Origin of the sequence: Bradyrhizobium cosmicum (genome assembly GCF_007290395.2) — a bacterium.
Classification (GTDB): domain Bacteria; phylum Pseudomonadota; class Alphaproteobacteria; order Rhizobiales; family Xanthobacteraceae; genus Bradyrhizobium; species Bradyrhizobium cosmicum.
Genome location: NZ_CP041656.2, coordinates 5,937,769 through 5,951,092, shown reverse-complemented (window position 1 = coordinate 5,951,092; position 13,324 = coordinate 5,937,769). Strand labels below are relative to the sequence as shown.

Here is a 13,324-nt window from a genome sequence, read left to right as displayed (position 1 = left end):
TTACGCCACCTCGCGCTCCGGTGCCGAAGCCTGCTCGCGGGCCATCGTGGTCGCGGTGACGTAGTCGGTCTTGCCGGTGCCGAGCAGCGGCACCTTGTCGACCACCAGGATCGCCGCGGGAACGGTGAGCTCGGACGCACCGATCGTCTTGGCCTGGCCCTGCATCGCGCTGCGCTCGGCGTTCTTCTCCGTCGTCAGCAACACGATGCGCTCGCCCTTGCGCTGGTCGGGGATCGACACGGCGACAGATGCGGCCTGCGGCCACAGCGAAGTCGCGATTGCCTCAACCGCCGACAGCGAGACCATTTCGCCCGCGATCTTGGCAAAGCGCTTGGCGCGGCCCTTGATGGTGATGAAGCCGGCGGCGTCGATCGCGACGATGTCGCCGGTGTCGTGCCAGCCCTCGGGAAGCACCTCGAGCACGCCGGGATTCTCAGCCCTGAGGTAGCCGAGCATCACGTTCGGACCGCGCACCGACAGGCGGCCACCTTCCTCGATGCCGGGGACCGGATCGAGCTTGCTTTCCATCAGCGGCGAGAGGCGGCCGACGGTGCCGGGGCGGTTGGCCATCGGCGTGTTCATCGCCAGCACCGGCGCGGTCTCGGTGACGCCATAGCCTTCGAGGATGCGGATGCCGTAGCGCTCCATGAACACCTGGCGTGTCCGATCCTTCACCGCCTCCGCGCCGGCGATCACCAGGCGCAGGGTGCGGAAGTCGTAGGCATGCGCCGAGCGTGCGTAGCCGGAGAGAAACGTGTCGGTGCCGAACAGGATGGTTGCGCCGGTCTGGTAGATCAGCTCGGGCACGATCCGGTAGTGCAACGGCGAGGGATACATGTAGATCGGAATGCCCGCGAGCATCGGCATCATCATTCCGCCCGTCAGGCCGAAGGAGTGGAACACCGGCAGCACGTTGAACACCTTGTCATTGGCGTTGGCATCGACCCGCGCCAGTGCCTGGGCCGCGTTGGCGAGGATGTTGCGGTGGGAGAGCACGACGCCCTTCGGCGTGCCTTCCGAGCCTGACGTGAACAGCACGACGGCCGGATCGTTGGGCTGGCGGACGACGCGCGGCGTCGTGCCGGCAAGCAGCCCCTTGATCTTGTCGGCCGTGCCGATCGAGGCGCGGACATCCTCGAGATAGACGACGCGGGATTCAGCGGAGATCGCGGCCATCAGCTTGTCGAGCTTCCCCTTCTCGATGAAGGCTTTCGACGTCAACACGGTCTTGACCTGCGCGGCCTTCATGGCGGCGAGCACGTTGACCGGGCCGGCCGAGAAATTGAGCATCGCCGGGACGCGGCCGATGTTCTGCAGCGCCATGAAGACCACGGCGACGCCAGCGGAATTCGGCAGCAGCACGCCGATATTCTCGCCGATGGCGGTTCCGGTTTCGATCTTGCGGCTCAGAACCTGCGCGCCGAGAATCAGCTTGCGATAGGTCAGCTTGGTGCCGAGCGCGTCCTCGATGATGACCTTGCCGGTATCGCGGTCGCGATAGGCATGGCCCAGCGCTTCGAACAGGGTGTGATCGAGCATGGCGTTCTTGACCATCGCATCGATCATGACGTCCTGGAGCGCGGCGCCCGCGGCATTGCGGCGCGCCTTGCCCTTCAGCGCCGGATCGACCGGCAGCTTGATCGGCGGCAGGATGGTGACCGTCACCCGCGGAAACCACGATCGCTTGATCTGGCTGGAGTTGAGGTAGCTGAGATGCGAGCGCTGGGCGCCTTCGATACGAACGGGCACGACCACCGCGTCGGCCTTGTCCGCGATCATCGCGGTGCCGTCATAGACCTTCATCAGCGAGCCGGAGACAGTGATGCGTCCTTCCGGGAAGATCACCACGGGCTCGCCCGCGGCGACAAGCTTGATCAGGTCGCGCGCGGCCAGCGGCTTGGTCGGGTCCATGGTGTAATGCTTGACCACGCGCAGGAATGGCCTGGCCCACCAGGCCTTGGCGATGCCGGTATCCACCGCGAAGCTGGCATCGATCGGCAGCACGGCGTGCAGCAGCGGGCCGTCGATCAGGCTGACATGGTTGGGCGCGATCAGCATGCGCGTGCCCGGAGGCGGCAGGTTTTCCAGGCCGCGAACCTCGGTGCGGAACAGCGCGCGGAACAGCAGTCCGCCGAAATCGCGCACGCCTTCCTTGCCCCACTTCGTCAGTACGAACCACACCGCGCCGAAGCTGGCGACGCCGAGGCCGAAGAAGATCCAGCCGATGTGAAGGCCGGTTGCCTGCAACAGCGCCACGAACAGCGAGCCGACGACCATGAAGGCGGCCTGCAGCACGTTGCCGGCGGCGATGATGCGGGCGCGCTCGGACGGTTCCGACCAGGCCTGCACGGCGGCGAAAGAGGGAACGACGAACAAGCCGCCGCCGAACGCGAAGGCGACGAAGTCGATCAGCATGCGCAGGCCGGCGAACGAGGTTGCGAAGTCGACCGCAGCGATGTCCTGGCCCTTGGCGGTCACACCGATGGCCCAGGCGAGATCAAGGCCCGCAAACCCCATGATGATGGCGCCGATCGGCACCAGCGCGAGGTTCGGGCGAACGTGACTGAGGCTGGCCGCGAACAGCGAGCCGATGGCGATGCCGATCGCGAAGATCGCAAGACACAGCGTGACGACGCCCTCGGTGCCGCCGACGACGTCCTTGACCAGCGCCGGCAGCAGCGACAGCACGACGGCGCCGACCAGCCAGAACCACGACACGATCACGGTGCCGTCCCACAGCCGGTGGTCTGCATGCAGAGTCTTCAACAGGCCGAGCGTTGAGGTCCAGGGATTGGCGTTGACGGGCAGATCGGGGGCGGACGGCGTCGTCTGCGGAATACGGGACGCGAAGGCCCAGGACATCAGGGCCAGCACGACCACGGCCGATGCGACCCAGCCCATGTGCGCGGATCCGGCCACGAACTGGCCGCCGGCGACGGTGCCGAGCAGGATCGCCATGAAGGTCGCACCTTCGACCAGTGCGTTGCCGGTTGCGAGCTCACCGAGCTCGAGCTGGTCCGGCAGCATGGCGTATTTCACGGGGCCGAACAGAGCGGCGATGACGCCGAACAGCGCCAGCGCTGTGAACAGCAGCGGCACTGAGTGCAGGAAGAAGCCGGCGGCAGCAAAACCCGCGGCGAAAATCTCGGCGAATTTGAGTCGCCGCGCGACGACGGATTTGACGTATTTGTCGGCGAGCTGCCCGCCGAGCCCGGACAGGATGAAATAGGGGAAGATGAAAACGGCGCCTGCCACCGTCACCAGGGCATCGCCGTGGCCGGTCGCGGCACTGTAAAGCAGGATGATGACGAGTGCGTTCTTGAGCACGTTGTCATTGAGCGCCGAGAAGAATTGCGCCCAGAACAGCGGCGCGAAGCGGCGTGACGACATCAATTCCCTGATCATGACGAGTCCTGTTTTGGAAAAACGGCCTGAAGTGCTTGTGCTGTCGGTGCGACGTCACGACCGGATTTGCGTAGGGCGAACGATGGCGGGGCGGGACGCCCGCCGGTCTGCTCTGTCCCTTCGATCCTTCCGATCCTGTTGGTCTCCAAGTGGTCTCGTTAGGTTCGCAAATATCTGGTCGCAGCTGTGGTTAGGCGCGGAAGCGCCGCACCTGCCGGGATACCGCGCCGGGCGATGAAGAAAGGTTGAGCCTCATTGCGAAGAGCCGCAAAATCGGCTGCCGATGCCGGGACATGGTAAGCCCTTCGTTGCAACCAGATATTGTGTTTGATCTGATCGGAACGCGCCGGGTGAGCCCGCCTTACGTGAGATGGGCGAGGTGCCGAAAGGGCGAGAGGCGGCCGAGCAGGCTGAACCGGCCGCCCTCGCGACGGGCACGGGCACGGTTGGCCCGCCACATCCGGAAGGTCGCGCGGCGCTCAGTGAGCACGCCGGCAATATCGCAGGCATTGGCAATGCGATCGACCGGGGTCATGGCGAACCGCCAGATGGTTCGGCCCAATCCGGTCACGAGAGCCGCCGCGTCATCGACGAAGGTGGTGGCAATATCAACAGCGAGCGTTTGCATTTTGCAGTCCTCCGGGTTAATTTGAACAATGTTCAAGTGAGTAGCTTGAAAATGAACAATGTTCAAGAAGAATCGCCGCGCGACCATAAAAAATTTCGGAGGCGGCTCCAGATCCTGGAGATCGCCCGGAGCATTATTGCGGCTAAAGGACTGAAATCGTTGAAGGTTCGGGACGTTGCGGAGGCCGCCGGCTGCTCGGTTGGTAGCGTCTATAACGAGTTCGGAGACTTCGACGGGGTGATCCTGACGGTCAACCGGGAGACGGTGCAGGCTCTGACGGTACGGCTAAGCGGGGTTCCGGCAGAGGATCCTGTTCGCCAGCTCTATGGGCTTGCGGCGACATATCTAGAATTCTTCTCCGAGCACGCCAATTTACTGCGCTCGCTGTTCGAGCATCGGATGGAGGACGATCGTCCTTACCCCGATGACATCCTTCAGATGGTGATGGATGCCTTCGCGCTGATGCATCCGCCTCTGCTACGACTGTTACCGGATGCGGATGACGTGAAGATCGCGCTGCTGTCGCGCACCCTGTTTTCCGCGGTGCACGGCATCATCTCGCTCGGTCTCGAGGAGCGCATGATCGCCGTGCCGCCGCAAATGTTGCGCCAGCAGCTCGACCAGTTTCTCGACGCGCATCTGGCAGGTCTCGGGATCATACCGGCCCGCTGACAGGGCAGGCAACGTTACGCGCGTGCAGCTTCGCGATGTCGCGAGGCAACAAGAACGCCGTCCGGCCGTGTACTTTCGACCTGAACCCGGTTGCGCCCTTTCTCCTTGGCGCGATAGCAGGCGGCATCCGCCCGCCGCATCGCCTCCTCAAGCGTGGTGTCCCGTTCGGCGATGCAGGCAATGCCGATGCTGGCGGTCACCGCAAAGCAACGATCGTCCCAGGGGAAGCTGAACAATTCGAGTGACCGGCGCAGACGTTCAGCGATATCGACCGTGTCGACGGGCGAACGCTGCGGCAGGATCAGGCCGAATTCGTCGCCCCCGAGCCGGGCCACCAGATCATGCGGCTGGCGGTCCTGCCGCAACAGCTCGGCGACGCGGCAGAGCAGGCGATCGCCCGCGAGATGGCCGCAGGTGTCGTTGACGTTCTTGAATTGGTCGAGATCGAGCAGGACCAAGCCCAGCGAACCGGCTGCAATACTTTCCAGCTCGCTTTGCAGACGCGCCTCGAAAGCGCGGCGATTGGCAAGCCCGGTGAGCTGGTCATGCGAGGCCTGAAAGGCCAGTCGCTCCTTCTCAGCGTGCAATGCATCCTCGAACGCCTGCCGCTGAAGCACCAGACGTCGCGTGTGCCAGACCAGGAGCAGGATCAACGTCATAGCGGTGACGATGTTGATGCAGGTCAAGATCACCTTGATCGCGCGGGAACCCTCGCCAAGCACAGTCGAGAACCGCTCGGCATGCCACGTGAATTGCCTATTCAGCTCCGAGAGCCGCGACGAGAGAAATTGCAGGCGGCCCCTATCCTGGATGGGGCCGCTCTTCAGCTCGTTCCGGATGACCTCGCCGAAGACGCTGAGCTCGAGCAACATCGGATCGGTCGCGGCCCACTCCCGGATCGCCTCCCTGAGGAAGCTGACCTGATTGAAATAGCGAAACAGCCAGATCAGGCCGGGGACGTCGTCGGGATGGTTGCCACCTTGCAGGAATCCGACTCGGGCGGTCTCGACGTCTACTGGATCGCGTTCGAGCGCCCATCTTGCATATTCATCGCCGATGGGGATGGCGAGCGAAGACTGGTATTGTACAAACTGGCTCGCTTCGCCCGAATGCAGATAGAGGTTGAGGAAATAGACGGCGTTCTTCTGCGAGCGCGACCACAGCGCTTCGCCCGCGACATAGGCGCGGACCGATGACATCACCTCGAGGCTCAAGCCCGCAATCGTCGCCTGAAGGACGACGACCATGACAAAAGGCGAGACGAGCTTGATGACGTGAAGGAAGCTGTGCCCCTTCGTTGAGGGCGCTGTTCTACGAACCACCGTCAGTTCCCCAAATCGATCAACGATCCCAGCCAGCGGAGCGTTGCGCCTGCAACGCCAAGTAGAGGAGATGGTTGCTTAACTCGACCTGAAAGTGTCGGGGGACTGTATCGCAGGGTGAAGGCGTCGTGACAGGAATGCGCGCGAATCGTTGCAAATGACGACAAACCGGAACCAGCGAGGCATTGACGAGCCAATGCTTCGCAATCGTCCTGCGCGGTTTACTCGATCGATAGAGTTGGGGCGTGGCCCTAGACCAGCACCGGTTTGCGCACGCGGCCGGCGTCGCCGAAAACGCGTAGATAGCGTTCGATCTCGGAGGGAAGGCCGGTTGCCTTTTCAGGATTGTCCGAGAGCTTGACGGCCGGGTGGCCGTCAACCGACGTCACCTTGCAGACAATCGAGATGGGATCGAGATTGATCGAGCCGTCAGGCGGACAGCCGACGAAATCATTGGTGAGATTGGTGCCCCAACCGAACGAGAGGCGCGAGCGGCCGGCGAAGTGATGATAGGTCTCCTCGATCGAGCCGACGTCCATCGCGTCGGAGAACACGAGCAGCTTGTCCCTGGGGTTGCGGCCTTTCTTCTCCCACCAGGCGATGATCTCCTCGCCGGCCTGGATCGGCGGCGCGCTGTCGGGACGGAAGCCGGTCCAGTCGGCCACCCATTCCGGCGCATCGCGCAGAAAGGCTTTCGTACCGAAGGCGTCGGGCAGCGCGATCAGGAGGTTGCCGCCATAGGTCTGCCGCCACTGGTCGAGAATCCGATAGGGCGCCCAGCGCAATTCCTCGTCGTCCCTGGCGAGCGCGGCCGCCACCATCGGCAGCTCATGCGCGTTGGTGCCGATGGCCTCGAGGTCGTTGTCCATCGCAAGCAGTACGTTCGAGGTGCCGATGAAGGACGAACCCAAGCCTTCCTTCACGGCCTCGACGCACCAGCGCTGCCACAGGAAGCCGTGGCGGCGGCGCGTGCCGAAGTCGGAAAGCCTCAGATTCTCGAGCTTGCGCAGACGCTCGACCTTGGTCCACAGCTTGGCCTTGGCGCGGGCATAGAGCACGTCGAGTTCGAACCGGCCACGGCCCTTCATTGCAGCGCGTGAGCGCAGCTCGTTGAGGATGGCGAGCGCCGGAATCTCCCACATGGTGGTGTGGCTCCACGGCCCGTGGAAATGCAATTCATACTGCCCCTCGACCTTGCGAAGCTCGTATTCGGGCAGACGGAATTCGGCGAGCCAGCGGATGAAGTCCGCCGAGAACATATGGGTCTTGCCGTAGAAGGTGTTACCGGCGAGCCAGATCAGCTCCTTCTTGGCGAAGCGGATGGTGCGGGCGTGGTCAAGCTGGGCGCGTAACTCGTCCTCGTCGATGATCTCGGCGAGCCGCACATGGCGCGAGCGGTTGATGACCGAAAAAGTCACCTGCTGGGCAGGGTACGATTCCCGAATCATCTGCAACATCAATAACTTGTAGAAATCGGTATCAAGCAGGCTGCGGATGATCGGATCCAGCCGCCAGCTGTGATTGTAGGTCCGGCTCGCAATGTCGGTCACTGTCATGGGGCAACTCTAGCGTGACCGACCCTGCGCAACCAGTGGGTTTGGCGGGGATCAGGTTTTCGCGGGGCCGGGCCCGTCGCTCAGGCGGCAGCCGTCGCCGCCACGGTCTCGAGCTGCGCTCGGATCCAGCGATGCGCCGGATCTTTCTGGTAGCGCTGGTGCCAGACCATGAACATCGGCAGCTCGGCCAGCGTGCGGGTGCGCGAGGCCAGCGGAATGCGGGTTTGCGAGAAGCCGCGCATGACGCCCGATGCGAGCAGGCTCGGCATGCTCGCGAGCATCTGCGAGCCGCGCAGGAATGACGGGACACCGGAGAAGCTCGGCACGGAGATTGCGATGTCGCGGTGAAAGCCGTTTGCCGCCAGCCGCCTATCGAAGTCGAGCCGCTCGTTGTCCGTGTAGACCACGGTGACGTGGCGCGCCGCGAGATAGGCGCTGCGGCCGGATGGTGCCGCACGCGCCTTGGGATCGAAGTAGCAGACGTAGTGATCGCTGAGCAGGCGCTTCTGCACGATGTCAACGCCGGACGGCGGCAGCGGCGTGATCAGGAGATCGCAGCGGTCTTCGCGCAGCATCGCCGGCGAGGGCGACTGCGAGGGGATCACCCGCAGGTTCAGGCTCTTTACCTGTGTGGCGACATGCGCGAAGAACCGTGGCAGCAAGAGATCGCGTTGGAAGTCATTGGCGGCGATCGTGAGCGAGAGCTGCGCTCCGGCCGGCTCGAACGTGACGCCGCCGGCAAAGCTCCGCATCTCGTCGATCAGCGCGCGCGCTTTCGCGGCCAGTGCGTGGGCATGGGCGGTTGCGACGATGCCGCGGCCGGACTTGGCGAACAGCGGGTCGCCGGAGATCCGCCGCAGCTTGTTCAGCCCGTGGCTGACGGCCGATTGCGTCAGGCCGAGCCGCGTTGCGGCCGCCGTGACCGAGCCTTCCTCCAGCACGGCCAGGAACAGCTCCAGCGCGTGACCGTCGAGAGCCAAATGATCGATTTTTTTCATGCAATATATTATAATCAATCTATTTATCTGTGGAATAGGCCGGCCCATGATCTCCCGATAAGCCGCGCGCCCGGACCAGGCGCCAAGGGAGAGACAACGCCGATGAACGCTCAGGCGCCAGCCTTGCAGGATCCCCGCCTCAACCGCCCCGAGCCCCTCACGCCGCCGCTCGGTGATGGTGGCTTCTTTCAGCGCGACCGCTCCATCCATCCGCCGGCGCATGCGCCGGGTTACAAATCCTCGGTCCTGCGGTCGCCACGCCAGTCGCTGTTGTCGCTGGAGAACTCGGTCTCGGAAATCACCGGTCCGGTGTTCGGCCACAACGATCTCGGCCCGCTCGACAACGACCTGATCCGCAACTACGCCAAGGACGGCGATCCCGTCGGCGAGCGCATCATCGTCCATGGCCGTGTGCTGGACGAGACCGGCCGCGGCGTGCCGAACACGCTGGTCGAGTTCTGGCAGGCCAATGCCGGCGGTCGTTACCGGCACAAGAAGGATACGTATCTGGCGCCGATCGACCCGAATTTCGGCGGCTGTGGCCGCGCGCTGACCGACGACACCGGCTACTATTACTTCCGCACGGTGAAGCCGGGACCCTATCCCTGGCGCAACTTCGTCAATAGCTGGCGTCCCGCCCATATCCACTTCTCGGTGTTCGGCTCGGGCTTTGCGCAGCGCCTGATCACGCAGATGTATTTCGAGGGCGATCCCCTGATTCCGGTCTGCCCGATCCTGACGACGATCCCGGACAAGGACGCGCTCGACCGTCTCGTCGCGCCGCTCGACCTCAACGCATCGACGCCGTTCGACTCGCTCGCCTATCGCTTCGACATCGTGCTGCGCGGCCAGCGCTCCACCTATTTTGAAAATCGCACCGCGGGGAACTAAGTCCATGCCGCAGCCGCTCAACTACCTCAAGGAAACCGCTTCGCAGACCGCCGGACCCTATGTCCACATCGGCCTGATCCCGGCCATGGCCGGATTCGACATCTTCGAGAAGAACTTTTCCAACGTGCTGGTGACGCCGAGCACGCAAGGCGAGCGCATCACGCTGGAAGGCAAGGTGCTCGACGGAACCGGCTCGCCGCTGCGCGACGTGCTGCTCGAAATCTGGCAGGCCAATGCGAGCGGCCGCTACAACCATCCGGCCGATCGTTCGGCCGGCACGCTGGACGGGGATTTCCGCGGCTGGGGCCGCGCGGGATCGGATTTCGACAGCGGTCTCGTCACCTTCGACACCATCAAGCCCGGCGCGATCGCGGACAAGGCAGGCCGCAAATGCGCGCCGCATGTCAACGTCTGGATCGTCGCGCGCGGCATCAACATCGGTCTCAACACGCGGCTCTACTTCTCGGATGAGGAGGCCGCAAACGCCGCAGATCCCGTGCTCAACCTCGTCGAACCGGCGGTGCGTCGCAAGACCCTGATCGCAACCCGCGGCGATCGTGCCGGGAAGGTCGTGTATTCCTTCACGATCAATTTGCAGGGAGCGGACGAGACGGTGTTCTTCGACGTCTAAGCCCCGCGATCGGCCTCACCGAAAGATGAGGCCGATCCTGTCGTCGCGACCAGGCGGATGTCGCAGGCTAGAATCCCGTTGGGCCCACGGCCCCGATCCAGTGCCTGACCTTGGCGGGATCCCTTTCGTCCATATAGAAGAAATGGACCATTGTCGGCCGCACGGGCGCAACGTTGGGATCGTCGAAACGCATCGAGACCTCGCCGCGAAAGATCTTGAGCATTGGGCTGTCCCAGTACTCGATGACATCGTGGAGCGCGGTGAAGCCGCGGTCGACGAACTGCCGCAGATTGTTGCGGATCGTCTCACGGCCGTGCCAGTCCGCGACGCCGAGATTGCAGATCGCATCCTCGGCGAAGCAGTCGAAACCCTTGCCGAAGGTCTTGTCGTCGATCTCTCTCCACATCGCGAGTAGCCAGCCCGGCGGCGGGGTCCGTGTGAATGTCCTCGTGCTCATCGTCTCCTCCTTCGGATGTGAGGCCTTGCGGACTAACCTTTGGCGGCGTCGATCCCGAGCCGTCCGGCCACACGCCGGGCCGTTGCCTCGCGCCGTGCGGTGATGTCGGCCACTGCGCGCCTTGCCTGGTCGAGGATGGCGCCCGGCGCACGCTCCGGTGTGCCGCTATCGAACGGCGGCTCCGGCGCATATTGCATGTAGAGCTGGATCGCGCGCGCGACGTCATCTCCGCGCAGCTCGGCCGCGAGTCGTAGCGCGCCGTCAATTCCGGCGGTGACGCCGGCGGCGAAGACCCAGCTGCCATCGACGACGACGCGCTCGTTGACGGCCGTGGCGCCGAATAACGGCAGCAGGTGAAACGAAGCCCAGTGCGTCGTGGCCCGCCGTCCCCTCAAAAGTCCGGCCGCGCCAAGCAGCAATGCGCCGGTGCAGACGGAGAAGACGCTGCCCGCACCTGCGGCCTGTTGCTGGAGCCAGCCCAGAACCTCTTCGTCGTCCATCAGGGCCTCCTGACCAAAACCGCCCGGTACATGCAGGACGTCGAGCTGCGGCGCCTCGGCAAGCGTCGCATCCGGGGTCAATTTCAGGCCTTTGACGTCGCGCACAGGGTCGGTCGTCTTGGCGTAGACGCGATAGGTCGCGTTCGGAATGCGCGACAGCACTTCGAACGGGCCCGTCAGATCGATCTGGTCAAGACCGTCAAACAATAGGGATCCGATCTGAAGGTGGGTCTCTGGCGGGATCATAGGGTCACTCCCAATTCGAAGCTGGACAGTAACAATTTAGCGGGGCACGCTGTGGCTGAGATGCCAAAGTCCCCTCGTTTCCCGCCAAGCTCGCGTTCGCGTGCCGTGCGCTTCGCCGGGGCCCACGCCCCCCGCGTCATCGAAGTGCTGGCCTATCCGGCGGTGCAGCTGCTCGACGTGACAGGGCCGCTCCAGGTGTTCGCCACCGCCAACGAGCAGGTCGTGCAGGCCGGCGGAACCGCGCCTTACGTCCTGCGGGTCGTGGCAAAGGATCGCTCGCGCGTGGCGGCTTCGTCGGGGCTGGAAATCGTCACCGATGCGCTGCCACGCAGCGCCGCCGCGCTGGACACGCTCGTGGTCGCGGGCGGCCCGGGCGTTGACCTCGCTGCTGCCGATCCGGCGTTGCTGGCTTGGCTGCGCCAGCGCCTCAGGAAGGCGCGCCGTGTGGCGTCAGTCTGCACCGGAGCATTCCTGCTCGGCGCATCGGGTGCGCTCGACGGACGGCGCGCGGTGACGCATTGGTCATACTGCACCGAGCTCGCGCGACGCTTCCCCGCCGTGCGCGTCGAGTCCGATCCGATCTTTGTGCGCGACGGCGGGATCTGGACGTCGGCAGGCGTGACGGCCGGCATCGATCTGGCGCTGGCCCTGGTGGAGGAGGATCTGGGTCGCACGACGGCGCTGGCAGTGGCGCGCTATCTCGTCGTCTTCCTCAAGCGTCCGGGCGGGCAGGCGCAGTTCAGCGAGACACTGTCTCTGCAGTCGGCCGAGGACGAATTCGGCGCGCTGCACGACTGGATCGTCAAGCATCTCGCCGGCGATCTTTCGCTGTCCAGACTGGCCAGTCAGGCCGGCATGAGTGAGCGCAGTTTCAGCCGGCATTATGCCAGAGCCACTGGACAGACGCCGTTGCGCGCCATCGAACGGCTGAGGGTGGAAGCCGCCCGACGGATGCTTTCGGAGACGCGCCTGCCGGTGAAGCGGATATTCCAGCGCTGCGGCTTCGGGTCGGAAGAGACCATGCGCCGTAGTTTCCTGCGCGTGCTGGCCACCGCGCCGCAGGACTATCGCCGCCGGTTCGGCGCCTGAGCCGATCGGTCGAGGCTTCTATTTGCGGCCGTGGAGCTGTGCGCGGAAGGCGCGCGGCGATAGCCCCGTGGCCGCGGCATAGACCCGGCTGAAATAGGCGGGGTCCTCGAAGCCGAGCGTGTAGGCGATGGTCGAAACAGGCAGGTTGGTATAGACGAGGTTGCGGCGCGCCTCGCGGATCAACCGGTTGAGGATCAGGTGCGAGGCGGTGTCGCCGGTCGCCGTACGCGTGATCCGGTTGAGATGGGTCGGTGTGATCGACAGCGCGCTTGCGTAGTCGGCAACGCTCCAGCGTTGCAGGTGATGCTGTTCGAGCAGCGCTTCGAAGCGGCGAAACAGTCCGCTTTCCGCCGTGCCGTTGCCGCTGCTCTCGCCGGTGAGCGCACGCGCCACCAGCCCGATCATGGCCGCCGACAAGGCGCGCAGCACGTGCGCGCGGCCAAAATCGCGCGCGGCATGCTCGGCAAAGATCTGCTTCATGGTGGTGCGGATCTGCGGCGTGCCGCGCACCACGGCCGATCGCGACAGGGTCCCGCGCAGCCCTTCCGAGGCAAGCAGCGCCTCGTCCAGGATTTCCGCGGCCATGGTCAGCACCCAGCCCTGTGTGTCAGGCACAAAACGGAAGCCGTGGACGTGACCGACCGGCACGTTGACGATCTGCATCGGCCTCAGCGGCACCACGCGTCCGTCGAGCGTTGTCTCGCCGCCGCCGCGCTCGATCAGCAGCACCTGGTGCAGCCGCGCATGGCGGTGCACCGCCAGCGTCCAGTCGTGCAGCACCGAGCGCGCCGCGATCGTCTCGCAATGCACGACGTCGGGCAGGTCGCCGGACTCGCCGAACAGGTTGTAGACCCGGATCGCCGGGGCGGAAGCTGCGGTTCTCATGTTCGAATTGTACAAGATAATGGCGAAAGCCTCCATCGGTTTGC

General features: G+C 64.5%; 11 protein-coding genes. 4 read left to right on the top strand and 7 right to left on the bottom strand.

Going from position 1 to position 13,324, the window contains the following annotated elements; genetic code table 11:
• Entirely contained in the window at nt 1-3,405 is a 3,405-nt protein-coding gene (locus tag FNV92_RS28440; protein WP_143843630.1) for an acyl-[ACP]--phospholipid O-acyltransferase, read from the bottom strand.
• Between the two features lie 679 nt (nt 3,406-4,084).
• On the opposite strand from FNV92_RS28440, the gene FNV92_RS28435 reads away from it, so the two are divergent.
• Nucleotides 4,085-4,705 (top strand): TetR/AcrR family transcriptional regulator, encoded by a 621-nt coding sequence (locus FNV92_RS28435; RefSeq protein ID WP_168213526.1) that lies wholly within the window; start codon nt 4,085-4,087, stop codon nt 4,703-4,705.
• A gap of 14 nt (nt 4,706-4,719) precedes the next feature.
• Here FNV92_RS28435 and FNV92_RS28430 read toward each other — a convergent pair whose 3' ends face one another.
• The 3 genes from FNV92_RS28430 to FNV92_RS28420 all read right to left on the bottom strand — a co-directional run bounded on the left by FNV92_RS28430 (nt 4,720) and on the right by FNV92_RS28420 (nt 8,581).
• On the bottom strand, nt 4,720-6,027 hold the full coding sequence (locus tag FNV92_RS28430; RefSeq protein ID WP_143843632.1) for a GGDEF domain-containing protein: 1,308 nt from the start codon (nt 6,025-6,027) through the stop codon (nt 4,720-4,722).
• Nucleotides 6,028-6,278: 251 nt separating this feature from the next.
• Nucleotides 6,279-7,583: a nicotinate phosphoribosyltransferase gene (gene pncB / locus FNV92_RS28425; protein WP_143843633.1), complete on the bottom strand. Its 1,305-nt coding sequence runs from the start codon at nt 7,581-7,583 to the stop codon at nt 6,279-6,281.
• Nucleotides 7,584-7,663: 80 nt separating this feature from the next.
• Nucleotides 7,664-8,581, bottom strand: a complete 918-nt coding sequence (locus tag FNV92_RS28420) for a LysR family transcriptional regulator (RefSeq protein WP_168213527.1) — start codon at nt 8,579-8,581, stop codon at nt 7,664-7,666.
• A 102-nt stretch (nt 8,582-8,683) separates the two neighbouring features.
• Here FNV92_RS28420 and pcaH point away from each other — a divergent pair, with 102 nt between their 5' ends.
• Both pcaH and pcaG read left to right on the top strand, forming a co-directional pair.
• Complete coding sequence (pcaH, locus tag FNV92_RS28415; RefSeq protein ID WP_015688161.1) at nt 8,684-9,472, top strand: protocatechuate 3,4-dioxygenase subunit beta; 789 nt, start codon at nt 8,684-8,686, stop codon at nt 9,470-9,472.
• Nucleotides 9,473-9,476: 4 nt separating this feature from the next.
• Complete coding sequence (gene pcaG, locus FNV92_RS28410) at nt 9,477-10,103, top strand: protocatechuate 3,4-dioxygenase subunit alpha (protein WP_143843635.1); 627 nt, start codon at nt 9,477-9,479, stop codon at nt 10,101-10,103.
• Nucleotides 10,104-10,170: 67 nt separating this feature from the next.
• On the opposite strand, the gene FNV92_RS28405 is transcribed toward pcaG, so the two are convergent.
• Nucleotides 10,171-10,560 carry a nuclear transport factor 2 family protein gene (locus FNV92_RS28405; RefSeq protein ID WP_143843636.1) on the bottom strand — a complete coding sequence of 130 codons (390 nt, stop codon included), beginning with the start codon at nt 10,558-10,560 and terminating at the stop codon, nt 10,171-10,173.
• A 32-nt stretch (nt 10,561-10,592) separates the two neighbouring features.
• Nucleotides 10,593-11,306: a DJ-1/PfpI family protein gene (locus tag FNV92_RS28400; protein ID WP_143843637.1), complete on the bottom strand. Its 714-nt coding sequence runs from the start codon at nt 11,304-11,306 to the stop codon at nt 10,593-10,595.
• A gap of 60 nt (nt 11,307-11,366) precedes the next feature.
• On the opposite strand from FNV92_RS28400, the gene FNV92_RS28395 reads away from it, so the two are divergent.
• A complete protein-coding gene (locus FNV92_RS28395; RefSeq protein WP_143843638.1) occupies nt 11,367-12,395 on the top strand; it encodes a GlxA family transcriptional regulator in 1,029 nt (342 codons plus the stop codon).
• 18 nt (nt 12,396-12,413) lie between these two features.
• On the opposite strand, the gene FNV92_RS28390 is transcribed toward FNV92_RS28395, so the two are convergent.
• Complete coding sequence (locus FNV92_RS28390; RefSeq protein WP_143843639.1) at nt 12,414-13,316, bottom strand: helix-turn-helix domain-containing protein; 903 nt, start codon at nt 13,314-13,316, stop codon at nt 12,414-12,416.
• Nucleotides 13,317-13,324 lie beyond the last annotated feature (8 nt).

What these genes read in the sequence shown, in the direction of transcription:
- FNV92_RS28440 (WP_143843630.1), bottom strand. Translation starts at nt 3,405, where the DNA reads ATGATCAGGGAATTGATGTCGTCACGCCGCTTCGCGCCGCTGTTCTGG.
- FNV92_RS28435 (WP_168213526.1), top strand. Translation starts at nt 4,085, where the DNA reads ATGAACAATGTTCAAGAAGAATCGCCGCGCGACCATAAAAAATTTCGG.
- pncB (WP_143843633.1), bottom strand. Translation starts at nt 7,583, where the DNA reads ATGACAGTGACCGACATTGCGAGCCGGACCTACAATCACAGCTGGCGG.
- FNV92_RS28420 (WP_168213527.1), bottom strand. Translation starts at nt 8,581, where the DNA reads ATGAAAAAAATCGATCATTTGGCTCTCGACGGTCACGCGCTGGAGCTG.
- pcaH (WP_015688161.1), top strand. Translation starts at nt 8,684, where the DNA reads ATGAACGCTCAGGCGCCAGCCTTGCAGGATCCCCGCCTCAACCGCCCC.
- pcaG (WP_143843635.1), top strand. Translation starts at nt 9,477, where the DNA reads ATGCCGCAGCCGCTCAACTACCTCAAGGAAACCGCTTCGCAGACCGCC.
- FNV92_RS28405 (WP_143843636.1), bottom strand. Translation starts at nt 10,560, where the DNA reads ATGAGCACGAGGACATTCACACGGACCCCGCCGCCGGGCTGGCTACTC.
- FNV92_RS28400 (WP_143843637.1), bottom strand. Translation starts at nt 11,306, where the DNA reads ATGATCCCGCCAGAGACCCACCTTCAGATCGGATCCCTATTGTTTGAC.
- FNV92_RS28395 (WP_143843638.1), top strand. Translation starts at nt 11,367, where the DNA reads ATGCCAAAGTCCCCTCGTTTCCCGCCAAGCTCGCGTTCGCGTGCCGTG.
- FNV92_RS28390 (WP_143843639.1), bottom strand. Translation starts at nt 13,316, where the DNA reads ATGGAGGCTTTCGCCATTATCTTGTACAATTCGAACATGAGAACCGCA.